The organism is Rhizobium sp. BK112, assembly GCF_014193215.1.
GTDB classification, from domain to species: domain Bacteria; phylum Pseudomonadota; class Alphaproteobacteria; order Rhizobiales; family Rhizobiaceae; genus Rhizobium; species Rhizobium anhuiense.
The window spans coordinates 261,505-283,778 of the sequence record NZ_JACHYZ010000003.1; the positions used below are offsets into that span (position 1 = coordinate 261,505).

The following is a 22,274-nucleotide window of genomic DNA, read 5'->3' on the forward strand; positions in this document are numbered from 1 at the left end:
TATCCATGTCCGATCTTGGTTGGAATCCCCTGCATGGCGTACCCTCCTATCCCGCGGAACGCTACGCAGCCCTTGCCGACAGGATCGGCCGCCTATTGCGCAGCCGTGGCGACATATTGCTTGTGCAGGCAGAGGCAGTGGTGGCGCTGGAGGCGGCAGCGGTCAGCCTTGCGCGCCCCGGCCTTGCCGCACTCAACATCGTCACCAGCCTCTATGGCGGTTGGTTCGGGCAATGGCTGCGGCGGGGCGGTGCAACGGTCGCCGATATCGTCGCCGAACCAGGCCTGCCGATCGAGATCGATGCCGTCGCCAAAGCACTCGACGCCGGTTCTCGCATCGATGTGCTCGCTCTGGTTCATGCCGAATCCGCCAGCGGCATTCTCAATCCCCTGCCCGAGATACTGGCGCTTGCGCGTGATCACGGCATCGTCACCGTCGTCGATGCGGTCGCCTCGGTCGGCGGTCACGAATTCGATGTCGACGATCTCGGCATCGACATCGCGGTGATCGGCCCGCAGAAGGCACTCGGCGGTCCGGCTGGTGTCTCCGCGCTCTCGGTCAGCCGCCGTGCCTGGGATTTCATTCTCCGAGATGGCGCACCGCGCGATTCGATCTTGTCTTTGGCGGACATGAAGAGCTGGGTCGATAGCGGCCGGTTCGGCCTGCCGGGAACGCCGGCGCCGCTGGAATTCTTCGCGCTGGAAACGTCGCTCGACCGCATCGAAGCCGAAGGCCTGGAGAATGTGGTCGCCCGCCATGCGCTTGCCGCATCGGCAACACGGGCGGGGCTTGCGGCACTCGGAACTCCGGTCTGGGTGCCGGCAGCAAAGGCGTCGAACCTGGTGACGGCGGTGCCGGTGCCGGAGGCGCTGGCACCTGCCGTGCTGATCACTGCCGCCGGACGACTGGGGGTCGAGCTGACCGAAGGTGTCGGAACCGCGCCGGCCCGTCTCGTGCGGCTGAACCACACAGGTCCGCGCGCCACATTCCAGACGGTGCTGTCGAATGTCGTGGCCTATGGCGCGGCCCTCAGGCAGGCCGGTCATCTCGCGGATATATCAGCCGCTTCGGAGGCGATTTCGTCGGCCTATAGCCGCTGAGAGATGTTCCCGGAACCGGGACGGCATGTCGATGACCACAAGGCCGCCGCCCGGCTTACGCTTGGCCCGGCAAAAACCCTCCGGCATCCCGATAAAGCCGTATTCAGTCCTTGATAATCGTCGCTCGCCAAGGCAGGAGAGAGGCATCGTGGAGACTTGGTGCAGATGACGAGATTGCTGGATGCGCAGGGCCTGGAGATTTCGCATGAGGGGCACCGCACCCGCCTGAAATGGCATAGGTTGCGCAAACGGTTTGCCGATCCGCTGTTCTCAGCCGAGGTTATGGCGGAAGGATTTGCCGCCGGCGCTTCGATGGAGCTCGATCTGCGCGTGCGCGCCGATAGCGGTTTCGTCGTGCTGCACGACGAGGACCTCGAAGGCGAAACGACCGGGCATGGACCGATCGCCGAAAAAAGCCTTGGTGACCTCGGCGATATCAGGATGCAGGAGGGCGACCGGCCGCTGATCCTCAGCGAAGATCTCGCTGCCATGCTGCAATCCGCCCATCCGGCCGCGCTGCTGCAATTCGACATGAAGGACGACTACGAGGCGATCGGCGCCAGGGGCATTGAGCATCTTGCCGCGCATTTCCGCCATATCGCCGCCTCGGTGATCGTTAGCGGCGGCAGTCTCGATCTCATCGTCGCGGTCAAGGAGAAGCTTCCGCATCTGCTGCGCGGGATCGACCCCACCGACAAGCTCTACGATATCAGCAAGGCTCGCGGCTGGAAGGCTGTCGAGGCGGAATTGCGCGCCGACCTGCGCGGCCCGACCGAACCGGACACGATTTATTTGCAGTGGTCACTGATCCTGGACGCCGCCAGGGACGGTCTCGACATGATCGCGCTCTGCCAGGATCAAGGCAAACGCGTCGATGCCTGGACCTTCACCCTGAAGGATCCGGAGGCTGGTTTCAGCGAAGAGGAATGGTTGAATTTCTCGGCGCTGATGGCCCTGAAGCCGGATCAGATCACCACCGACGAGGCACCGGCGACCGAACGCGCCTGGCGCCGCCGCATGGCAGTCTAACGACAAGCATCGGAGTATCATTTCGAAAGGTGTGAGCCGCTGTCGGGACTCTATTTCTCGGCCTGTCGCATGTTTTGCGTAATTTGCATCATTTTAAACTTCTGATGCTATCCATATCCAGCAGACAAATGTTGGTGTTCGATATGCAAGTTGTTGATACTAAAGCAATTGCGCAACAAGCAAATTCCAGCTTGCAGGAAGCGTGGCATCTTGGGTGCACAGGCCGCTCCGTCGAGGCACTCACACTGGCCGGCCAGATCCTTGCGGATGCCACGGCGCGGGGCGACGATCGGCTCGCAGCTCAATGCGACACCGACATTGGCTGGTACTGTTTTCAGATCGGCAAGGCCGAACTTGGCCTGACGCATGTCCGCCGGGCGGTAGACTTCTGGAAAACGAACGGGGAGCCCAGGCAGGAAGCCTATGCCCGGGCCTATTTCGGATGGCTGCTGCTGGAATTGGGCCTGCCGGAGGAAGCGATCGAAGAAGCCACGCACGCGTTGGATCTGGCCGACAAGACAGCAGACCCGAAAGCGCAAAGCCTGGCCACCAACGTCATTGGAATTATCTTCTGGTACAACAAGCAGCCCGACCGGGCCATCCTGATGAGCGAGAGGTCTGTCGAACTCGCCAGATCGATCGGCGACAAGACCTATGAATGCTGGTGGCTCATCAATCTCGGCGGCGCTCATTCGGAAGCCGGATATATCGCGCAGGCGCTCGATCAGCCGGAGCAAGGCCACCAGATGCTGGTGAGAGCGCTGGAACTGACCGAACAGGCGCTCGACATCGCAACCGAGACTGGCGATCGCTGGGCTGCCCGCATCTGTCTCGGCAACAAAGCCGAGTTCCACAGCCACCTGGGCGAGCATGACAAGGCGCTCCAGTGCATGGTCCGCTACCGGCTGTTGCAGGAGAACAGCTATGTCAGGGACAGGCAGCAATATCTCTACACCTTGGGCCAGATCTACAACAATTCCGGCAAATTCGCGGAAGCTCTAGCGCCGCTGCTCGCGGCGGTGGAGCTGATAGACGATGGCGGCAGTTTCGATTCCTATATCCAGATCTATCTTCATCTGTCGCAAGCCTATGAGGGGCTGGGACAGTTCGATCCGGCGCTGGCGGCCCATAAAAAATATCACCAAGCCTATTTGCGCAATAGCGCCGAGAGAACCCAGCAGCGCGCCCGCCTTGCCGAAATCTACTATGAAACCAAGCGGTTCAAGGAAGTTGCCGAAACGGAGACGAAGCGCGCAGAAACGCTGGAGGCCTCCTATCAGAAGCTGCAGGAGCAAACCGATATCCTTGCCAGTGCCGTCTATGTGGACCCGCTGACCGGCCTCTATAACCGCAAATATCTCGACAGCCGTTTCAAAGAGCTGACGTCCGAGAAGCGCCCATATTCCATCGCTATGCTGGATGTTGATCACTTCAAGTCGGTCAACGACAACTTCTCTCACATGATCGGCGACCAGGTCCTCAGTGCCATTGGCACCATATTGCGCGGCCAACTGCGCATTACCGATCAGGCAATTCGCTTTGGCGGCGAGGAATTCGTCGTCCTGCTCGCCGGCGCTCCCCGGGGCGCCGCCGATGTCTGCGAGCGGCTGCGTTTGGCCGTTGAACAGTGGGCCTGGTCCGAGATCTGCAACGGGTTGCACATTACGATCAGCATCGGTGTCGCCGGCACCCTGTCTGCCAATTCTCCGAACGAGATCCTGGCGATCGCCGATCAGAATCTCTATGCGGCGAAAAAGAGCGGCCGCAATCGCGTGGTTGCCTAACCGGCGTTTCCGCAGCTTTCGGGTCAAGGTCGCAGTTACGCCAAATCGGGCGGGTCGCCTCTTTGGGAATGGCTATTTATAGTCCTTCAATGTCGAGGATGAAGGCGAATTCGCCGGCAAGCCCCGGCGCGTGGGCTATGACAGGCCCGCCTTGCGCAAGCAGCCTGTCGACCGGCGGCATCGCCACCACAGCGCCGGCCTCTTCGGCGATCAGCGCGCCGGCGAGCATGTCCCAGGCATTGAGGTGGCGTTCGTAATAGAGATCGGCAGCGCCCTCGGCGACGCGGACGAGGTCGATCGCGGCCGCGCCCATGCGGCGATAATCCATGCCGCGTTCGTGGAGCCGCCGCGAAAGCGCGAGATGGTCTTCAAAGCTCGTCTTGCGGGAATGACCGAGAATGACCAGCGCATTGGCCGGATCAACGGTCGCAGCCGCGTGCACCGGAAGCCCGTCCTTGAAGGCGCCGCCGCCGCGCACGGCGTGAACGACCTTGTCGGCGGCGGCGTCATAGACCACGCCGATCTCAACCTTTCCCGAGACGACGAAGGCGATCGATACGCCCCAGTGCCGGAAACCCCTGATATAATTGGTGGTGCCGTCGATCGGATCGACGACCCAGGTGCCGCCCTCGCCCGATCGTCCGCCGCTCTCTTCGCCCATGAAAGTATCGTCCGGAAAGCGCGACAACAGCCCGTCGCGGATTGCCTGCTCGGCCTTTCTGTCGGCGATGGTGACGAAATCCTGCAATCCCTTGTTCTCGACGGCGAGAATGCCGGGGTCAGAGTCGCGCCGAAACCGGGCCGCTTCCCGTCCGACCTCAAGGGCAACTGACATGGCGACCTCCGCCCGAGCGCGGATGGCGGCGGCATCGAATGCGGAATTCATCAGGCAGTCCTTCTTCTGATCAATGTCACCGGCGTGAATTCGACACGCGCCGTCAGGTCCGGCTCGGCCATCCGGCTCATCAGCAGATCGACCGTCTTTTCGGCCTGGACGTCGCAGGGCTGGCGGATGGTCGTGAGATCGTAAGCGGTCCAGCTCGCTTGCGGAATGTCGTCATGGCCGATGATGCGGAGCGGCGGAGCGTCATCGCGGCCGCGGCCCTGCATGACGCGGTCGATCACGCCGCAGGCCATGTAGTCGTTGGCGCAGAACAGTCCGTCGATGCCCGATGCGGCAAGTTCGGCTGCCGCATCATAACCGCTCCGGTAGTTGTTGATCCTTACCTGCAGGAATTGCGCCTCGACGCCGAGCTGCCTGCAACGCGCGATGAAGGCCTCGCTGCGCCGTCGCGCCGTATAGGATACGGCAGGTGCGGCCATCACGGCGGGCTTTCGCACGCCGCTGTCGATCAGCTGGGTGGCGGCTAGATGGCCGGCCATCCGGTCGTCGGAAATGATGCGGTCGACGAAGGGGATGTCGTTGCCCTTGTTGATGAGCACGATCGGCACGCCTTCGGCCGCGCACTGCTCGCAGATCTCGGTCGGCGGTGCGTCCGAGGTGACGATGACGCCTGACACGGCGTAATGCAGCAGCTGACCGATGACCGTCGAAGTATCGGCCTCCGGCGAGGTCGGCAGCAGGATGGGACGAAAATTACGGGCGAGCAGCACTCTTGCGAGATTCTCGATCTGTAGCGTGCGGAACGGGTTGTCGAGGCCGGCAGCGACAACGCCGACGAGATCGGAGCGTTTGTTGGTCAGGCTTCGAGCAAGATAGTTCACCCGGTAGCCGAGTTCCTTGGCGGCCTGGTAGACTTTCTCGCGCGTCTTCGGCGAGACGCTGGCATCCGGCGTGAAGGCGCGCGACACGGCGGCGCGCGAGACGCCGGCCACACGCGCCACATCGAAGGAGGTTACCTTGCGCGGTCCCTTATCCCTGTCTGCCAACTGCTTTTTCCTTAACCGCAGGCGACCGCATCAGATCGGGCAGATCCGTGCAGATGCCGAGAACGGGAAGCTTCATGATGTCGTCGAGAATGGCCGGTCGCTCCTCGTGCCAGAGCACGATCTCGCGGCCCGCCTCGAAGGCGCGGTTCATCAGCGCCTCGGTGACCAGATCCTGCGGACGCTCGCCTGCCCTCTCCCAGCAGAGATGCAGGATATCGGCGCCGGCCTCGTCGCCGAGCGCATGCGGATCGTGGCCAACGCGGATCAGCACCGAGAGCGGAAAATCGCAAGCCGCGTCACGGAGTTCGCGCACCTGCGCCGTGTCGAAGGAGCCGAGACAGGCGAAACGCTGGTTCATCTCGGCAAGATGCCGCCAGCAGCGCATGCCGGTTCCAGGCGCTTTCAGCTCGACATAGAGACCGGTCCCGGTCTCGCGGCCGAGAGCGGCGACCTCCGAAAAGCTCGGCACGCCGACACCGTCGAGCCCGGCAAGCTCCGCTGCCGTCATTTCGGAAATGCGGCGGTCGATGCCGAAGACGCGCTCGAGATGATCGTCATGCGAGACGACGACCACGCCGTCGCTGGTCAGCTGCGTGTCGAGCTCCCACATCTCAGCGCCGAGTTCGGCGGCGCGGCGAAAGGCGGCAAGCGTGTTCTCGGGTTCATGGCCGCTGGCGCCACGATGGCCGATGCAAAATGGAAGCAGGCCCTTGGCCGCTGGCCAGCCGTAACGCTCGAAAAATCCCGAAAAATCGTGGGTCATCAGAGCCTCCTGCCATGTTCATCGAAGACGAATATGCCGCGGCTGTCGATCGCCCAGCGGACGTCGTCGCCGACATGGATATCGCTGCGTACCGGCTGGATGGAGCGCAGCAGCGGCCCGCCGGCAAGAGCCACATCGTAGAGGTTCTCGCGGCCTTGCGTTTCGGCGAAGGTGATCTTGCCGGGCACGGGGATGTCGCCCGCCGGCGTGAAATGCTCCGGCCGGACGCCGAGCATCAGCTTCGTACCCTCGGCGGCGCCGATGGTATCGGGCAGCGGCACGCGGATCTCGCTTTCCGGGATCGTGAATGCGCCCTTGTCGACGACGCCGCGCAGGAAGGTGATCGGCGGGTTGCCGAGAAAGCCGGCGACGAAGGCGGTCTTCGGATCGTTGTACATTTGGGCCGGCGTGGCGATCTGAACGATCTCGCCTTCCTTCATGATGGCGATGCGGTCGCACATGCTCATTGCCTCCACCTGGTCATGGGTGACGAGAATGGCGGTGATGCCGGTCTCGCGCTGCAGGCGGCGGATTTCCGAGCGCATTTCGAGGCGCAGCTTGGCGTCGAGATTGGCGAGCGGTTCGTCGAGCAGCAGCACGTCGGGTTTGCGGATCAGCGCGCGGGCGAGCGCCACGCGCTGCTGCTGGCCGCCGGAAAGCTGGGCCGGCCGGCGCCCCATCAGGTTGCCGATCTGCACGAGGGCTGCGATCTGGTCGACCTCCTTTCGGATTTCGGCGGCGGACACGCCCTTCACCTTCAGGGGAAAGCCGATGTTTTCGGCAACCGTCATGTGCGGGTAGAGCGCATAGGATTGGAAGACGACGCCGACATTGCGGGCTTGGCTCGGCAGATCGGTGACGTCGCGGTCACCGAAGAGGATGCGTCCGCCGGTCGGCCGGTGAATGCCGCAGACAGCAAAAAGCGTCGTCGATTTGCCGCAGCCGGAAGGCCCGAGCAGCGCCAGCATCTCGCCGTCGCCGACTTCGAGCCGCATGTTCTCGATGACCTTGGTGGAGCCGAAGCTCTTCGAAAAATTGTCGAGGAGGATGCGCATCAGCCTTTGCTCCCGCCGCCGTAGATGTTCATGAGATATTTGTTGAAGAGTGCGTAAGCGATCAGAACCGGGAGGAAGTAGAAGATGCCGACCGCTTTGAACATGTTGAAATCGTAATTGTTGTCGTCGACGAGGAAGCCGGCGAGATAGACCGACAGCACCTGCACCTGATTACCAGGCGCCAGCACCTGCGGCAGGATAAATTCACCCCAGCCGGAGAGGAAGGAGAACAAGCCGAGCGCCATGATGCCGGGCTTGACTTGCGGCAGCACAAGGCTGCGCCAGACCCGGAAACGCGAGGCGCCGTCGACGACACCGGCCATTTCGATTTCCCACGGCACGGTGTCGTAGAAGCCTTTCATCAACCAGATGCCGAGCGGCAGGTCGATCGCCGCCTTTACCAGGATGACGCCGATCAGCGAATTGTAGAGGCCGATCATCTGCAGCACGATGAAGATGGCGATGATCAGCGTCACCGAGGGGAAGGCATGCAGCACCATGACGCCGGCAAGGAAGAAGCCGCGCGCCGGGACGTTTAGCCGCGATAGCACATAGCCCGCCATCGACGAGACGATGAGCACGACGCTGGTGGTGCAGGCTGCAAAGAGCAGCGTATTCACCGTCACTTGCCAGATGTTCGCCTTGCCCGCCGTCGTCTGCCACAGGAAACGCCAGTGCTCGAGCGTCAAGCCGGAGGGCAGCAAGGCATCCGGCTGCCTTACCGTCACGGTGTCGAGGAAGAGATAGGCATACATCAGGAGCAGCGGCAGGCTGACGATTGTCAGTGCCGATATGACGGGCCAGCTGCGGTAATTTGCCGAGGGCTGCGATTGTTCGGCCATGGTCAATCCTCGATCAGGGGCTTGGCGACAAGCGTGCCGTAGTTGAAGACTCGCAGATAGAGGAGCGACAGCACCACGCCGATGACGACGAGCACCAGCGCCATGGCGGCACCCAGCCCATATTCGAGATTGCCGGCATAATTCCTGAGCGCGGTGTGATAGGCGGCCAGCGCCCAGACCTCGGTCGAGTTGCCCGGTCCGCCATTGGTGGCTAGCAGGATTTCATTGAAGGAGGCGAGCAGCGACAGCGTCTGATAGCAGGTGACGAAGAGGATCGGCCAGCGCATCTGCGGCAGAATGATGTAGCGGATCTGCTGCCAGCGTGAGGCGCCGTCGACCTCGCTCGCATAGAACTGGCTCTTCGGAATGGCTTTCATCGCCGAGGAGAAGACCAGCATGCCCATCGAGGCGCCGATAAAGCCGTTGATCAGCACAACGAAGATCCAGGCATTATAGGCGTTGTCGAGCAGGTAGTTCTTCGGGGGATAGCCGAACTTGCCCATCAGGATGGAAATGAAGCCGGTATCCCAGGCAAGCCATTTCCACAGCATCACATAGATGACGACGGGGGTGATGCGTGGCAGGAGCCAGATGCCGCGGAAGATCGAGGCTGGCGTCGGCGGCATGTAATGCGTCCAGATCGCCAGCAGCAGCGCATAGCCGACATTGAAAAGCGTCAGCACCAGCGCGACATAGAGCACGGTATTCAAGAGCACGCGCGCCATGTCGGGTGAAGTGACCAGGCGCGAGAAATTGTCGGTCGTCCAGATCCAGCCGGTATAGGTGGCCGTGGCGACGGTTTCCTTCTGTTCCGGGGTCAGCTTGAAACCCAGAGAATCCAGCGCCGAAAAGAGCTGCTCCTTGCTGTCGAAGCGAGTGTTGAGGACGGAGCGGTTGAACTGTTCGGAGATCTGCTTGACCTCGCGCGTCGAAGGCCGCTCGGCGAGATCCTTGAGCATGCGCTCGACGTCGCGGCGTGCTGGAAAGACCTCGCCCATATGTTTGGCACGCAATTCCGCCGAGATCCCAGGCGCAAGCCCGAGGCCCTCGACGGCCTTGAGGCCAGCTTCGTCGACCGTGTAACGCGGTTCGGCCATCTCGGCGGCAATGTCGGGCAGCGCCGATTTCAGCGCGATCAGGGAATTGGGCGCGATCTGGTAGACACCGCCTGATATGCCGGTCGCCGTCGTCATGCTGGTCATCGAGAAGACTGCCGTCAGGACGACCGGCATCAGGAAGAACAGGACGATCATGATCGCCGCAGGCGCAATCATCACCAGTCCGAGCGTTCTGGACGATTTCATGGAAGCCCCTCATCGCGAACCGACCGGGCGGCGGGTGCTGCCGCCCGGAGCTTCGATCTTAGCGGATGACGATCTTGTCGCCGAGCGTGCTCTTCAGCTCGCTCTCGGCATCACCAATGGCGGCGTCGACGGTCTTGGCGCCGGTCCAGGATGCCTCGAGGTTCTTCCACATGATGTTCCAATATTTGCCGAAATCGGAATTGTTCGGCATGGCATTGGCATGCGGCAGCAGGCGCTCGGTGGCTTCGCGGGTCCAGCGGTCGGCCGAGTAGAAATCGACTTGCGATTCCGCCTCGGAAATGCCGAGATGGGCCGATTTGACCGCATGCAGCGCGTTGATGCGCGGCTCGGAGGCGATCGTGATCAGCTGGGCGGCGATATCGGTGTCTTCCTTGTCGTGACCCGCTGTCAGCAGGTAAACGAGCGGGTGAGTCAGCGTGTTGGCCTTTCCGCCTTCGCCGGCCGGGATCAGCGTGAAGATCACATTGCCGAAGAAATCCTTGAGGCCTTCCTGGTTGACAAGGCGGGCATAGTGCCAGGTGCCGCCGTCCCAGATGCCGGCCTTGCCGGTGGCGACTTCCTTCCACCACTGGTCGCCCGGCATGCCGATGTGGTTCTTCTTGGTGACACCTGATTTAACGGCATCGGCGAAGAACTGGTAGGTGCGGGTCATTGCCGCCTTGTCGAAAACGAGCTTGCCGCCTTCTTCCATCGTGCCGCCGAAGCTGGTGTAGAACTGCCAGTAGTCGGGTCCGTTGCTGGCGCGCGGATAGAAACCGTAGCCGGCCTGGACCAGGCCTTTGTCCTGCATCTTCTTGGCGTCTTCGAGCAGGTTCTTCATGGTGTACTTGCCGTCCTGGACGCTCTGCGGCAACGCATCCAGATCGGCGTCGCTGTAGCCGATCGCCTTCATGTAAGGCTTCCAGAAGAACATCGGACGAGACTCGGCATCCTGCGGAATGCCGTAGACCGTGCCGTTGTAGGAGGCTATCTGCAGCAGATTTTCATAGATGCCGTTGAGCGGCCAGGAGTCGAGATCGACGTAATCCTCGATCGGAACGATAAGGCCGGCCTGCGACCAGGGCGCGATGTCTTCATGGCCGCTGACGACGATGTTCGGCGCGGTCTTGGCTTCCGCGGCAAGGGTCAGCGCCTGCTTGAAGTCCTCCCAGGCGGAGTAGGATTTCTTGTCGACGGTGATCTTCAGGTCTTCGCCCTTGAGGGCGGCCTGGCGCTGCAACTGCTGGGCCGCGATCTCGATGGCGTCGAGGCGATAGACGTCGTTCGGGCCGGTACCGCCGGCCCAGACGCTGATGGTAACGTCCTTGGCAAAGGCGAAAGCGGAGGTCGAGGCCAGAATGGTGGCCGCGATCGTGAGGGATTTCAAGCTCGGCAGAATAGTCATCTTCTTCGTCTCCCTAGAAGAGCAGTGTGAAGCCTCTTGACGGGTCAGCACTGCTGATGATGGCCGCTCCGAAACCCCACGAAAACGTGACAATGTCCGCTTTATGGACTGAACGTAACGGCCGAATGACAAAATTGAGCACGTGTGCAAATTTATTATGCCGATGTCCGGAAGACTTGCAAGCGGCGGTTTTCGACGGGCGTCTTTTACGCTTCAAATTGCGCTTTTCCTGCGTTAACGTCCCGCCATGAGCCTCGAATCCGTCCGCGCCTTTCTCAGCGTCCACGCACCCGATATCGAAATCATCGAAACCGCCGAGAGCTCCTCGACGGTGGCGCTTGCCGCCGAAGCCCACGGCGTCGAGCCGGCCCAGATCGCCAAGACGATCTGCCTGCGCGTCGGCGAGCAGATGATGCTGGTCGTTGCCGGCGGCACGGCAAGGCTCGACAATCGCAAGTTCAAGGACACCTTCGGAGCCAAGGGGCGCATGCTCGACGCCGAAGAGGTGGTGGCGGTCACCAGCCATCCGGTCGGCGGCGTCTGCCCTTTCGGCCTGCCCTCGCCGCTGCCCATCTATTGCGATATCTCGCTGAAACGTTTCGATGAAGTCGTGCCGGCGGCCGGCTCGACGAATTCGGCCGTGCGCATCGAAACCGGACGGCTGGCCGAGCTGACCGGCGCCAGCTGGGTCGATGTCTGCCAGTAAAACTGGCCGAAGAACTTCACACCGGGGAAAGACTACCTATATTACCTCTCGACATGCCGTCATTGTGCATGACAGGAGATCAGGAATGCCGAGTGCCGTTTCGCGTTTTGCCAAGATCGCGGCAATTGCCGCACTGACGAGCGCTACCGTTTTTGCTTCCCTCGACGATGCCGAGGCGCGCCGCGCCGGTAGCGGCGGTTTCGGAAGTCGCGGCACGCGCACCTTCCAGGCTCCGCCCGTCACCAGCACCGCGCCCGGGACTGCGGCACCGATCGAAAGATCGATGACGCCGCGTCCACCGACCACGGCACCGGCGACCGCGCAGCAACCCTTCGGTACCCAGCGCCCCGGTCTCTTCGGCGGCTTCGGCCGTTCGATGATCGGCGGCCTGATTGCCGGCGGCCTTCTCGGCATGCTGCTCGGTCACGGTTTCGGCGGCGGCTTCGGCTTTCTCGGCATGCTGCTGCAGATCGCGCTGATCGGCGGCGCCGTCATGCTCGCCATGCGTTATTTCGCCAATCGCCGCCAGCCTTCCTACGGCGTCGGCGGCCAGAGCCGATCCTCGCCACAGTCCTATGGCCAGCAATCCTATAGCATGTCGCCTGCCGGCAATTCGTCCTTCCACATCCCGGCGATCGGTTCGGGGGCCGGTTCAGCTTCGTCTTCGCGCGGCAACCGCCCGAGCGACGAGATCGGGCTGGCGCAGGCCGATCTCGATCAGTTCGAGGAACTGTTGACCAGCGTTCAGTCCGCCTACGGCGCTGAAGATTACGGCACGTTGCGGCGCCTGACGACGCCCGAGGCCATGTCCTATCTTGCCGAGGAACTCGGCGAAAACGCCACCAACGGCGTGCGCAACCGCGTTTCCGACGTCAAGCTGCTGCAGGGAGACATTGCCGAAGCCTGGCGCGAGGACGGGCAGGAATTTGCCACGCTCGCCATGCGCTACTCCTCGATCGACGCCATGGTCGAACGCGACAGCGGCCGTGTCGTTTCCGGCGACGACCGCCGCCCGAGCGAAAGCGTCGAGGTCTGGACCTTCGTGCGCAAGCCGGGCGCCGACTGGAAGCTCGCCGCGATCCAGGGCACGGAGCAACGCGCCGCGTGATGCGGCGCGCAAAGCCGATACTCTCTTTAATTCACTGCGACCGGTTTGGAACGCATGCGGGAAACCGTCTCGCGTTCCGCCCGCTTGCAGCGCATCGGCGGCAGGCCGCGATCCATCAGGTCCATGTCTTCGAGCACCATCTCGCCCATCTTCTTGAAGGCGCTGTCGAGTGCGCCGGCGCGATGCGCCGAGCGGATGAAGCCCTTCAGGCTCCGCACCGGATGATCGGCCGGCAACGGCTCTTCAGGGTAGACGTCGCTCGCCGCGACGATATGGCCTGACGAGACGGCCGCCATCAGCGCATCGAAATCGACGACATCGGCGCGGCTGAGCAGGATGAAGGCGGCGCCCTTGCGCATGCTGGCGAAGGCCTCCGCGCCGAGAAATCCCCTGTTCTCGCTGGTGACGGCGGCGGCGACGAAGATGAAATCGCTCTTCGTCAGAACGTCCTCCAGGCTTGCCGGCTCGACGCCGTTTTCCTCGAGGATCGATTGCGGCAGCCAGGGATCGAACACCCGGATGCAGGCCCTGAAGCCGGACAGCACTCGTCGCAGCGCCTTGCCGAGATCGCCGAAGCCGACGATGCCGATCTCGGAGCCGGCGAGCAGCCGCGCGCTTGCATTGCCCTCCCCTCCCCAGAGTTCGTTGCCCTGGCGGAAGGCGACATCCGCATCGACGATGCCGCGCGCCAAGGCCAGCGCGAAACCGAGACCGATTTCGGCGACCGGCTCGGCAAAGACCTGGCCTGTGGTCACGACATGGATGCCGCGCTGGAACAGCACCTCATAGGGCATGTTGTTGAGAAGATTGCTTTCGACATTGAGGATCGAGCGCAGGGCCGGCATCCGTCCCAGCGTTTCCGCCGAAAGCGGCGGCTGGCCGATGATGTAGCGCGCCTTGCCGAGGATCTCGTCGCCGAGGGCCGCGATATTCTCGGGGTCGGCCTCGATGATCTCGTATTTTGCATGCAGTTCGGCGCGCGCCTTGTTACTGAAGATCAGGTCGAGCGTGCGCGGCTCGGGGGCGCTGATCGCCAGCGGCCGTTCAGTGTTCGTCATGGGCATCTCCTCCACCGCGGCGGCTTGCGCCATCTCCGCCGGACGATTGATAGCCGCTGTGCGCGATCGTTTCCAGTTCGCGGAAAAGAACTTTGAAAAACGAGGACGCTCGGCGCCGAGAGGCGCTATCGAAAGCGGCATCTGCCTATCAGATAAGCAATTGAATCGGCTTGGTATTTCGCGGCATTTTCGTTGACGGCGAGAATTCTTTGAACTAGCGTGATGCACGCGACTTGGAACCACGCCTGTGTTCGGCGGCCGCAGGATATTCGAAAACTCACGAGGGAATGAGCAATGAAATCAGCACTCAAGAGCGGTCTGCTTGCCTTGGCTGCCGCAGCGCTTCCAGCCGTCGCCTATGCCCATCCCGCCATCGGCGAAGCCGCCGGCTTCAGCCATGGCTTTGCCCATCCGATCTCTGGCCTCGATCATGTCCTCGCCATGGTGATGGTCGGTGTTTTCGCATTTCAGCTGGGCGGCCGCGCCACCTGGCTCGTGCCGACGACCTTCGTCTTGGTGATGGCACTTGGTGGTGTCCTCGGCGCTACCGGCGTCAATATTCCCTTCGTTGAAACCGGCATCGCGCTTTCCGTCGTCGTCCTCGGCGCCATCGTCGCGCTCAATGTCAAGGCGCCGCTCGCCGCAATACTCGGTATCATCGGCCTCTTCGCCATCTTCCACGGTCATGCACATGGTGCCGAAATGCCGGAAAATGCCGCCGGTGCTGCCTATGCTGCCGGCTTCATGATCGCGACCGCACTGCTGCATGCCGCCGGCCTCACGCTTGGTTACCTCATCGGCCGCGCCGGTGAACGTCAGGGGCTTTTTGTGACGCGTACGGCAGGCGGCATTGCCGCCATATCGGGCGTCGGTATCCTGGCCGGCTTGATCTGAGCCTGGCATTTCTGAACAAATACGAGGCGGCGTCCTAGACATCTCAATCCGACAGAACGCCCGGCATGCCTAGCGCATCGCCGGGCGTTTCTGCGTCATCGCTGCAAAGGGCTCCGGATTTGACCCAAGTCAAATTCACCGGCGTTGCGCCCGGCTATAGATAGCCAACGATCAACGACGGGACACCCAAATTGACGCAGGCCTGCCTTGCCCATTGCCGGCGAGACGCGAAAGTCAGTATATTAATTTCAGAAATTTCTGAAATCACAGACGCAACGGAAACGACTATGAACCTTCCGCCTCTCGTCCAGTCCTTTGTTCTCCATTTCGGCGAAATGGGATCCCGCTGGGGAATCAACCGCACGGTCGGCCAGATCTACGCCCTGCTCTTCGTTTCTCCGGCGCCGCTCTGCGCCGAGGAGATTGCCGAGTCGCTCGGCATCTCGCGCTCCAATGTGTCGATGAGCCTGCGCGAACTGCAAGCCTGGAACCTCGTTCTTCTCAAACACAGGCCGGATGATCGCCGCGATTTCTTCACGACGCCAGATGATGTCTGGCACATATTGAGGACGCTTGCCGAGGAGAGAAAGAAGCGGGAAGTCGATCCGACGCTGTCTGTTCTGCGCGAAATCCTGATGCAGCGGCCGGCGAGCGACGCCGAGCGCCATGCGCAGCAGCGGATGAGCGAGATGCACACGCTGATCGAGCAGCTGACGCATTGGTATGACGACGTAAAACAACTTGAAACGGAAAGGCTCGCAACGCTACTCTCGCTGGGTGCGAAAGTGACCAAGCTTCTGGAGGCCAAGGACCGGGTCGTTTCGCTCGGCCGCAGCCGCCGGCCAAATCCTGCGAACAAGAGTTAGCGCCATGGGCACTGCTTTCTTCGACGCGAAGGACAGACAAGAGGCCGAGCCAATGCCGGAGGGCGATCCTGTCTCGCCTGTCACAGGTCCCAACGGTGCGAAAGGCGGGCTGCGCAGAGCGGCAATGCTGCAGGCGCTGGGCGCCGCCATCTGGATCCCGCAGGCCGGGTTGCTGGCCGTCTCGGTCGGCCGCATCGCCGATGGCGGCGGATGGCATGACGTTCTATGGCCGGCCCTCGGCATCCTTGTCCTCGGGTTTGCAAGAAGCTGTCTCGACGCGGCCGGCGGCCGCCTGGCCTTTCATGCCGCGCGCGGCGAGCTCAGCCGCAGGCGGAAGATTGCCGCCGCGGCACTTTCCATGTCGTCGCCGATCGATCGCAGCCGGCCGGCCTCCGGCAAAGCCGCAAGTGTGCTTGGCGAACAGGCCGAACTTATCGTGCCTTACCTCGCCCGTTTTCAGCCGGCGCGCATGAAGGCGAGCCTCGTGCCGCTCATCATCCTTGCCTTCATCCTTCCGGTCTCCTGGATCGCCGCGCTGGTTTTGCTGTTCGCCGCGCCGCTGATCCCGATCTTCATGGCGTTGATCGGCTGGCGTGCCCAGGCGGCCAGCGAAAGACAGCTGGTTGCGACCGGCGGCCTCAACGGCTTCCTGCTCGATCGGCTGCGTGGACTGGCGACGATCCGCGCGCTCGACGCGGTGGATGCAACCGCCCTGCGGCTGCGTTCGGAAGCGGAATCGCTGCGAGTGCGCACCATGGCGGTTCTGAAGATCGCCTTTCTGTCCTCGGCCGTGCTTGAGCTTTTCGCAGCCCTCGGCGTGGCCATGATAGCCGTCTACGTCGGCTTCAGCCTGCTCGGCGAAATCCGCTTCGGCACTTGGTCAGGCCGGCTCGACCTGACGGAGGGATTGTTCATCCTGCTGCTGGCGCCGGCCTTCTTCGAACCGTTGCGTGAACTTTCGGCCGTCTGGCACGATCGGGCGGCGGGCGAAGCGGCGCTGAAAGCCATGGACGCCATCGCTGCCGACGGCCTGTCCATCCGAGGAGCAGTCGAAGTCGCGCCGGCGGTACCTGCCGTCGCCAAAGCGCCTGATATCCACCTTGAAAATCTCGCCTTTCGCTACGCCGCCGACGAACCGTTGGTGCTCGACGATTTCAACCTCGATATCGTAGCCGGCGAACATCTGGCGCTTCTCGGCGCCAGCGGTTCCGGTAAATCGACGCTTCTTTCGTTGATTTCAGGACTGGCGCCCTGCACCGGTGGCCGGATCGTCATCGGTGGCATCGAGCTTGCGGACGATACCGCCGCCGTCCTGCGCGGCAGCATGGCGTGGATCGGCCAGAGACCGCATATTTTTGCCGGTACCATCGCTAGCAATATCGCGCTCGGCAGGCCCGGCATGCTGCGCGGCGATCTGACGGATGCGCTCGATGCCGCGAGACTGCGAAATGTCGCCGAGGCCTATGGCAGCCGGCCGCTCGGCGAGGGCGGAATCGGACTTTCCGGCGGCGAGGCGCTGCGGCTGGCGATCGCGCGGGCCGCCTGCAATCCGCATCTTAGGATCATCCTTGCCGACGAGCCGACTGCGCATCTCGACGCCGCCACCGCCGCCGAGGTGACCGAGAGCCTGCTTTCGCTCGCCAGGGACCGTATCTTGATCGTTGCGACCCACGATCCGCTGCTTGCCGCCCGCATGCATCGCATCATGCGCATCGACACTGACCTCGTCATGAGGGAGGCCGCCGAATGAGCACATTTGCTACAAACCTCAAGCCGATCCTGCGACTCTTCTTTGCCGAACGCCGGCGTGCGCTGCTGCTCGGCGCAGCACTTTCGGCGGCGACGGTGGCGGCCGGCATCGCCCTGCTCGGCCTGTCCGGCTGGTTCATCACCGCCACCTCGCTCGCCGGTCTCTCCGCCGCCGCCATCACCTTCGACGTCTTTGCGCCGTCGGCCGGCATCCGCCTGCTCGCCATCGTCCGGACGGCCGCGCGCTACGGCGAGAGGCTTGCGACCCATGATGCAACGCTCGGCGTGCTCGCCGCCCTGCGCGAAAGGCTGTTTCGCGGCTTTGCCGAACCGGGTGCGGCTCGCACCCTGCTCTATCGTCCCGCAAGACTACTCTTCCGGCTGACGGCCGATATCGATGCACTCGATTCCCTCTATTTGCGCATTCTCGTGCCGGCTGCGGTGGCGATCGGCGCAGCGCTGGCGGCAAGCCTCGCACTGGGGCTGATGCATCCCGTGTTCGGTCTGTGTTTCGGCCTTTTTCTCGCCGGCGCCGGGCTCGGCCTGCCTCTGATCGCCGGCCGGGGGGCGCGCAAACATGCCCGCAGGCGCGCCCATGGTATCGAGGGGTTGCGGTCGCGGACGATCGATCTCGTCGCCGGCCAGACCGATCTCCTGATGGCTGGTCGGCTTGCCGCGCAGAGACATGCGATCATGGCAGCCGACAGCTATGCCGCCCACGCCGACGACCGGCTGAACCGTGTCGAAACCGGCGTGACATTCGGCTTCGGCCTCGTTTCGACGCTGCTGTTGACGGCATCGCTGCTTGCCGTCGCAGCGCTTGCGGAAGCCAAGGTGATTACCGCTCCCGTCGCCGCGCTCGGCCTGCTCGTCGCCTTTGCCGCGGTCGAACCCTTTGCAGCACTACGCCGCGGCGCCCTGGAACTCGGCAGAACGCTGCTCGCGGCAGCGCGGATCGCGCCGCGGTTTGCCGCCGCGACAGAACCCGAACCATTGGCAGCGCCTTTGCCGGGATATGCTTTCTCACTGGCTGATGTGTCAGCCTTCCATGAAAACTCCGCCGCGCCGGCGCTTGAGGGTATCGAACTCACGCTTCAACAGGGCGAACGTCTCGCCGTCATCGGCAGCAGCGGCGCCGGCAAGTCGAGCCTGCTTGCTCTCCTTTCCGGCGAGTTGCCGGCCCGGACGGGAAGTGTTGCCGTGACAACGGCGACCCTGCTGACGCAACGGACGGAACTCTTCGAGGACAGCCTGCGCGGCAACCTCTGTCTTGCGAACCCGGATGCCAGCGAGGGCCGTCTTCTTGAGGTGCTCGGCGCCGCCGGCCTGCTTGCCGATATCGAGGCCATGCCGCGGGGGATCGATACGCCGCTCGGCGAAGGCGGGATCGGTCTTTCCGGCGGCCAGTCGCGCCGGCTGGCGCTTGCCCGGCTCTTCCTGCGCGACACGCCGCTCTGGCTGCTCGATGAACCGACAGAGAGTCTCGACGGCGCCACCGCCCGTGACGTGATCGGCCGGCTGTCGAGCATGGCGGCAGGCCGGTCGCTGGTGATCGCCACGCATATCCGTCGCGAGGCGGCAATCGCCGACCGCATCGCCGTCATCGAAGGCGGCCGCATCTCAGAGATTTCGCGCCGCGGAGAGGCGGCGTTCGAAAAGGCGCTTAACCGGCTTCGGCCGGATTGAGCAAACATGCCCTCACGCGCCGGCCGGCGCGGAGGAACGCTTTGTATCCCGTGGGACCGTGGGAGAAAGATAATGGAACTAGATATCGTCGCGCTATCGCGCTTCCAATTCGCGCTGACGGCGCTTTACCACTTCCTGTTTGTGCCCTTGACGCTCGGCCTGTCCGTGCTCCTGGCGATCATGGAAACCGTCTATGTCATGACCGGTCGCCAGATCTGGCGGCAGATGACGAAATTCTGGGGCACGCTGTTCGGCATCAACTTCGTGATCGGCGTCGCTACCGGCATCGTCATGGAATTCCAGTTCGGCATGAACTGGAGCTATTACAGCTATTATGTCGGCGACATCTTCGGCGCGCCGCTGGCGATCGAAGGCCTCATGGCCTTCTTCCTCGAGGCGACCTTCGTCGGGCTGTTCTTCTTCGGCTGGGACAAGCTGTCGAAGGTCGGGCATCTCGTTGCCACCTGGGCGGTGGCGCTCGGCTCGAATTTTTCGGCACTCTGGATCCTCATCGCCAATGGCTGGATGCAGAACCCGGTGGGATCGGCGCTCAACCCGCAGACGATGCGTATGGAGATCACCAGCTTTTTCGACGTGGTCTTCAATCCGGTGGCCCAGGCGAAATTCGTCCACACGGTGTCGGCGGGTTACGTCTGCGCCTCGATCTTCGTGCTCGGCGTCTCGGCCTGGTATGTGTTGAAGGGCCGGCATATCGAGCTTGCCAAGCGCTCGATGACGGTGGCCGCCTCCTTCGGCCTCGCCTCGGCACTTTCCGTCGTCGTGCTCGGCGATGAGAGCGGGTATCTCGCCACCGAAAACCAGAAGATGAAGCTCGCCGCGATCGAGGGCATGTGGAAGACGGAGCCCGCTCCGGCGGCCTTCACCGCCTTTGGTTTTCCCGATCAGGAGGCGCGCGAGACGCATTTTGCCGTGCATATTCCCTGGGTCATGGGCCTGATCGGCACACGGTCGCTGACGACCGAGATCCCCGGCATCGACAAGCTCGAACAGCAAGCCGAAACCCGCATCCGCGACGGCATCAAGGCTTACGACGCGCTGATGCAGATCCGTTCGGCACCGGCACAGGATCAGGTTGCGCAGGAAGTGCGCAGCTCCTTCGAGGATCTCGGCCATGATCTCGGTTATGCCCTTCTTCTGAAGCGCTACGTCGACGATCCTCGCCAGGCGACCGACGAGCAGATCGTCCAGGCCGCGCGTGATACGATCCCGCACGTGCCGACGCTGTTCTGGTCGTTCCGCATCATGGTCGGCCTCGGCATCTTCTTCATCCTGCTGACCGCCACCTTCTTCTGGCTGTCGGCGCGCCGCCATCTCGACAAATATCCGCTGCTTCTGAAGATTGCCGTGCTGGCGATCCCCTTGCCCTGGGTCGCCATCGAACTCGGCTGGGTCGTCGCCGAGTTCGGCCGCCAGCCCTGGGTGATCGAAGGCGTTCTGCCGACGGCTGCCGCCGTCTCCAGCCTCGGCGCCAGCACTGTGCTTCTGACCATCATCGGTTTTGGCGCACTTTATACGGTGCTGATCGTCATCGAGATGAGCCTGATGATCAAGGCGATTCGCCAAGGACCGGAACCGGACGACGAGCCGGAAGCCGTTCTGATTTCCGAAACCCTCGTCCCGGCCGCGGAGTGACTGTCATGATCCTTCACGAACTCATCGACTATGAAAGCCTGCGTCTCATCTGGTGGCTGCTGCTCGGCGTATTGCTGATCGCCTTTGCAACGACGGGCGGCTTCGACCTCGGCGTCGGCACGCTTCTGCCTTTCGTCGCCAGGACCGACACGGAACGGCGCGTGGCGATCAACACCATCGGCGCCACCTGGGAGGGCAACCAGGTCTGGCTGATCCTCGGCGGCGGCGCCATTTTCGCCGCCTGGCCGCCGCTCTATGCGGTTTCCTTCTCGGGCTTTTACCTGGCGATGTTTGCGATCCTCTTCGCGCTCATCCTGCGCCCGGTCGGTTTTAAATACCGGTCGAAGCGGGAAAGCGCCACTTGGCGGAGCGGCTGGGACTGGGCGCTCTTCATCGGCGGTTTCGTGCCGTCGCTGATCTTCGGCGTTGCCGTCGGCAATGTGCTACAGGGCGTGCCCTTCCGCTTTGCCGACGATATGCGGATCTTCTACGAAGGTTCGTTCTTCGCCCTGCTCAACCCCTATGCGCTGCTCTGCGGCCTGCTTTCCCTAGCCATGTTGACGATGCATGGAGCGGCATGGCTGGTGTTGAAGGCAAGCGGCCCGGTGGCCGAACGTGCCAGACGCTATGGCAGCATCGCCGCTCTTGCCGTCATCGTGCTTTTCGCACTCGGCGGCCTCTTCCTGTGGATCGGTGTCGGCGGCTATCGCATCACCAGCGATATCAGCCCGATCGGTCCCTCCAACCCGCTGCTGAAGACCGTGGCGCTGGAGAAAGGCGCGTGGCTGACCAACTACGCTGCCCATGCGTGGATGATCATCGCGCCCGTGCTCGGCTTCGTCGGCGCGGCACTGGCCTTCATTGCCATGCGGGCAAAACGCGAGGTGATGACGCTGCTGTTCAGCAAGGTGGCGATCCTTGGCATCATCTCCACGGTCGGCCTGTCGATGTTCCCGTTCATCCTGCCCTCCTCACTCGATCCGCGATCGAGCCTGACGGTCTGGGATGCATCCTCCAGCCACATGACGCTGTTCATCATGCTGGTGGTCACGGTGATCTTCCTGCCGATCATCTTCGCCTACACGGCCTGGGTCTACAAGGTTCTGTGGGGCAAGGTCGATGAGAAGTCCATCACCGACAAAAATAGCCACGCTTACTAGAGCGGCTCAGTAGAACCGCTCTAACCTTTTGTTTTTACGCAATTCCCGGCAAAAGCGCTTCACGCTTTGCCTGGAATTGCTCTGAAGGAGACGAAACGATGTGGTATTTTGCATGGATGCTCGGCCTGCCGCTGGCCGCCGCCTTCGCCGTCCTCAACGCCATGTGGTATGAGCTGATGGACGATGCCGCCCGGAAGAGGGCTTCCGAGTCACGCAAGTAGA

The 22,274-nt window shown here is 62.7% G+C and carries 21 protein-coding genes; 13 read left to right on the forward strand and 8 right to left on the reverse strand.

Going from position 1 to position 22,274, the window contains the following annotated elements:
* Positions 1-5 precede the first annotated feature (5 nt).
* The 3 genes from FHT75_RS10695 (at position 6) to FHT75_RS10705 (ending at position 3,913) form a co-directional block, all read left to right on the forward strand.
* Positions 6-1,100 carry a pyridoxal-phosphate-dependent aminotransferase family protein gene (locus FHT75_RS10695; RefSeq protein WP_097630948.1) on the forward strand — a complete coding sequence of 365 codons (1,095 nt, stop codon included), beginning with the start codon at positions 6-8 and terminating at the stop codon, positions 1,098-1,100.
* Between the two features lie 165 nt (positions 1,101-1,265).
* Positions 1,266-2,129 (forward strand): glycerophosphodiester phosphodiesterase, encoded by an 864-nt coding sequence (locus FHT75_RS10700; protein ID WP_179867839.1) that lies wholly within the window; start codon positions 1,266-1,268, stop codon positions 2,127-2,129.
* 128 nt (positions 2,130-2,257) lie between these two features.
* Complete coding sequence (locus FHT75_RS10705; protein WP_097594800.1) at positions 2,258-3,913, forward strand: GGDEF domain-containing protein; 1,656 nt, start codon at positions 2,258-2,260, stop codon at positions 3,911-3,913.
* A gap of 76 nt (positions 3,914-3,989) precedes the next feature.
* Here FHT75_RS10705 and FHT75_RS10710 read toward each other — a convergent pair whose 3' ends face one another.
* Genes FHT75_RS10710 through FHT75_RS10740 form a run of 7 tightly spaced genes read right to left on the reverse strand, consistent with a single transcriptional unit; the run spans position 3,990 to position 11,172 of the window.
* Positions 3,990-4,799: an inositol monophosphatase family protein gene (locus tag FHT75_RS10710; RefSeq protein ID WP_047613101.1), complete on the reverse strand. Its 810-nt coding sequence runs from the start codon at positions 4,797-4,799 to the stop codon at positions 3,990-3,992.
* Complete coding sequence (locus tag FHT75_RS10715; RefSeq protein ID WP_047613100.1) at positions 4,799-5,803, reverse strand: LacI family DNA-binding transcriptional regulator; 1,005 nt, start codon at positions 5,801-5,803, stop codon at positions 4,799-4,801. The genes FHT75_RS10710 and FHT75_RS10715 overlap by 1 nt, the downstream gene beginning before the upstream one ends.
* Positions 5,787-6,566: a glycerophosphodiester phosphodiesterase gene (locus FHT75_RS10720; protein WP_047613099.1), complete on the reverse strand. Its 780-nt coding sequence runs from the start codon at positions 6,564-6,566 to the stop codon at positions 5,787-5,789. Before FHT75_RS10720 ends, FHT75_RS10715 begins: the two co-directional genes overlap by 17 nt.
* Positions 6,566-7,621 carry an ABC transporter ATP-binding protein gene (locus FHT75_RS10725; protein ID WP_047613098.1) on the reverse strand — a complete coding sequence of 352 codons (1,056 nt, stop codon included), beginning with the start codon at positions 7,619-7,621 and terminating at the stop codon, positions 6,566-6,568. Before FHT75_RS10725 ends, FHT75_RS10720 begins: the two co-directional genes overlap by 1 nt.
* Positions 7,621-8,463 (reverse strand): carbohydrate ABC transporter permease, encoded by an 843-nt coding sequence (locus tag FHT75_RS10730; protein ID WP_047613097.1) that lies wholly within the window; start codon positions 8,461-8,463, stop codon positions 7,621-7,623. The genes FHT75_RS10725 and FHT75_RS10730 overlap by 1 nt, the downstream gene beginning before the upstream one ends.
* Before the next feature lie 2 nt (positions 8,464-8,465).
* Positions 8,466-9,767, reverse strand: a complete 1,302-nt coding sequence (locus FHT75_RS10735) for a carbohydrate ABC transporter permease (protein WP_097622789.1) — start codon at positions 9,765-9,767, stop codon at positions 8,466-8,468.
* 58 nt (positions 9,768-9,825) lie between these two features.
* Positions 9,826-11,172: an extracellular solute-binding protein gene (locus FHT75_RS10740; RefSeq protein ID WP_063476091.1), complete on the reverse strand. Its 1,347-nt coding sequence runs from the start codon at positions 11,170-11,172 to the stop codon at positions 9,826-9,828.
* Positions 11,173-11,419: 247 nt separating this feature from the next.
* Here FHT75_RS10740 and FHT75_RS10745 point away from each other — a divergent pair, with 247 nt between their 5' ends.
* Entirely contained in the window at positions 11,420-11,878 is a 459-nt protein-coding gene (locus FHT75_RS10745; RefSeq protein ID WP_047613092.1) for a YbaK/EbsC family protein, read from the forward strand.
* Positions 11,879-11,963: 85 nt separating this feature from the next.
* On the forward strand, positions 11,964-12,986 hold the full coding sequence (locus FHT75_RS10750; protein ID WP_097594802.1) for a Tim44 domain-containing protein: 1,023 nt from the start codon (positions 11,964-11,966) through the stop codon (positions 12,984-12,986).
* A 26-nt stretch (positions 12,987-13,012) separates the two neighbouring features.
* Here FHT75_RS10750 and FHT75_RS10755 read toward each other — a convergent pair whose 3' ends face one another.
* A complete protein-coding gene (locus FHT75_RS10755; RefSeq protein WP_097594901.1) occupies positions 13,013-14,044 on the reverse strand; it encodes a hydroxyacid dehydrogenase in 1,032 nt (343 codons plus the stop codon).
* Between FHT75_RS10755 and FHT75_RS10760 the strand changes: the two genes are divergently transcribed.
* The 8 genes from FHT75_RS10760 (at position 14,043) to cydX (ending at position 22,273) form a co-directional block, all read left to right on the forward strand.
* Positions 14,043-14,240 carry a hypothetical protein gene (locus FHT75_RS10760; protein ID WP_143541334.1) on the forward strand — a complete coding sequence of 66 codons (198 nt, stop codon included), beginning with the start codon at positions 14,043-14,045 and terminating at the stop codon, positions 14,238-14,240. The two genes, FHT75_RS10755 and FHT75_RS10760, sit on opposite strands and share 2 nt — an antisense overlap.
* A 98-nt stretch (positions 14,241-14,338) precedes the next feature.
* Positions 14,339-14,938: a HupE/UreJ family protein gene (locus FHT75_RS10765; protein ID WP_097594803.1), complete on the forward strand. Its 600-nt coding sequence runs from the start codon at positions 14,339-14,341 to the stop codon at positions 14,936-14,938.
* Positions 14,939-15,225: 287 nt separating this feature from the next.
* A complete protein-coding gene (locus FHT75_RS10770; RefSeq protein WP_047613087.1) occupies positions 15,226-15,804 on the forward strand; it encodes a GbsR/MarR family transcriptional regulator in 579 nt (192 codons plus the stop codon).
* 4 nt (positions 15,805-15,808) lie between these two features.
* Positions 15,809-17,554 (forward strand): thiol reductant ABC exporter subunit CydD, encoded by a 1,746-nt coding sequence (gene cydD / locus FHT75_RS10775; RefSeq protein WP_097630951.1) that lies wholly within the window; start codon positions 15,809-15,811, stop codon positions 17,552-17,554.
* Positions 17,551-19,239: an amino acid ABC transporter ATP-binding/permease protein gene (locus FHT75_RS10780; RefSeq protein WP_097630952.1), complete on the forward strand. Its 1,689-nt coding sequence runs from the start codon at positions 17,551-17,553 to the stop codon at positions 19,237-19,239. The genes cydD and FHT75_RS10780 overlap by 4 nt, the downstream gene beginning before the upstream one ends.
* Before the next feature lie 72 nt (positions 19,240-19,311).
* Positions 19,312-20,892 (forward strand): cytochrome ubiquinol oxidase subunit I, encoded by a 1,581-nt coding sequence (locus FHT75_RS10785; protein ID WP_047613082.1) that lies wholly within the window; start codon positions 19,312-19,314, stop codon positions 20,890-20,892.
* Positions 20,893-20,897: 5 nt separating this feature from the next.
* Positions 20,898-22,052 (forward strand): cytochrome d ubiquinol oxidase subunit II, encoded by a 1,155-nt coding sequence (gene cydB, locus FHT75_RS10790; protein WP_047613081.1) that lies wholly within the window; start codon positions 20,898-20,900, stop codon positions 22,050-22,052.
* Between the two features lie 98 nt (positions 22,053-22,150).
* Positions 22,151-22,273: a cytochrome bd-I oxidase subunit CydX gene (gene cydX / locus FHT75_RS10795; protein ID WP_047613080.1), complete on the forward strand. Its 123-nt coding sequence runs from the start codon at positions 22,151-22,153 to the stop codon at positions 22,271-22,273.
* Position 22,274: the final 1 nt, after the last annotated feature.

Coding starts and splice junctions, on each gene's coding strand:
- FHT75_RS10705 (WP_097594800.1), top strand. CDS start 2,258: ATGTTGGTGTTCGATATGCAAGTTGTTGATACTAAAGCAATTGCGCAA.
- cydX (WP_047613080.1), top strand. CDS start 22,151: ATGTGGTATTTTGCATGGATGCTCGGCCTGCCGCTGGCCGCCGCCTTC.
- FHT75_RS10770 (WP_047613087.1), top strand. CDS start 15,226: ATGAACCTTCCGCCTCTCGTCCAGTCCTTTGTTCTCCATTTCGGCGAA.
- FHT75_RS10735 (WP_097622789.1), bottom strand. CDS start 9,767: ATGAAATCGTCCAGAACGCTCGGACTGGTGATGATTGCGCCTGCGGCG.
- FHT75_RS10725 (WP_047613098.1), bottom strand. CDS start 7,621: ATGCGCATCCTCCTCGACAATTTTTCGAAGAGCTTCGGCTCCACCAAG.
- FHT75_RS10755 (WP_097594901.1), bottom strand. CDS start 14,044: ATGACGAACACTGAACGGCCGCTGGCGATCAGCGCCCCCGAGCCGCGC.
- FHT75_RS10765 (WP_097594803.1), top strand. CDS start 14,339: ATGAAATCAGCACTCAAGAGCGGTCTGCTTGCCTTGGCTGCCGCAGCG.
- FHT75_RS10750 (WP_097594802.1), top strand. CDS start 11,964: ATGCCGAGTGCCGTTTCGCGTTTTGCCAAGATCGCGGCAATTGCCGCA.
- FHT75_RS10740 (WP_063476091.1), bottom strand. CDS start 11,172: ATGACTATTCTGCCGAGCTTGAAATCCCTCACGATCGCGGCCACCATT.
- cydB (WP_047613081.1), top strand. CDS start 20,898: ATGATCCTTCACGAACTCATCGACTATGAAAGCCTGCGTCTCATCTGG.
- cydD (WP_097630951.1), top strand. CDS start 15,809: ATGGGCACTGCTTTCTTCGACGCGAAGGACAGACAAGAGGCCGAGCCA.
- FHT75_RS10760 (WP_143541334.1), top strand. CDS start 14,043: ATGGGCATCTCCTCCACCGCGGCGGCTTGCGCCATCTCCGCCGGACGA.
- FHT75_RS10785 (WP_047613082.1), top strand. CDS start 19,312: ATGGAACTAGATATCGTCGCGCTATCGCGCTTCCAATTCGCGCTGACG.
- FHT75_RS10780 (WP_097630952.1), top strand. CDS start 17,551: ATGAGCACATTTGCTACAAACCTCAAGCCGATCCTGCGACTCTTCTTT.
- FHT75_RS10710 (WP_047613101.1), bottom strand. CDS start 4,799: ATGAATTCCGCATTCGATGCCGCCGCCATCCGCGCTCGGGCGGAGGTC.
- FHT75_RS10700 (WP_179867839.1), top strand. CDS start 1,266: ATGACGAGATTGCTGGATGCGCAGGGCCTGGAGATTTCGCATGAGGGG.
- FHT75_RS10730 (WP_047613097.1), bottom strand. CDS start 8,463: ATGGCCGAACAATCGCAGCCCTCGGCAAATTACCGCAGCTGGCCCGTC.
- FHT75_RS10695 (WP_097630948.1), top strand. CDS start 6: ATGTCCGATCTTGGTTGGAATCCCCTGCATGGCGTACCCTCCTATCCC.
- FHT75_RS10720 (WP_047613099.1), bottom strand. CDS start 6,566: ATGACCCACGATTTTTCGGGATTTTTCGAGCGTTACGGCTGGCCAGCG.
- FHT75_RS10745 (WP_047613092.1), top strand. CDS start 11,420: ATGAGCCTCGAATCCGTCCGCGCCTTTCTCAGCGTCCACGCACCCGAT.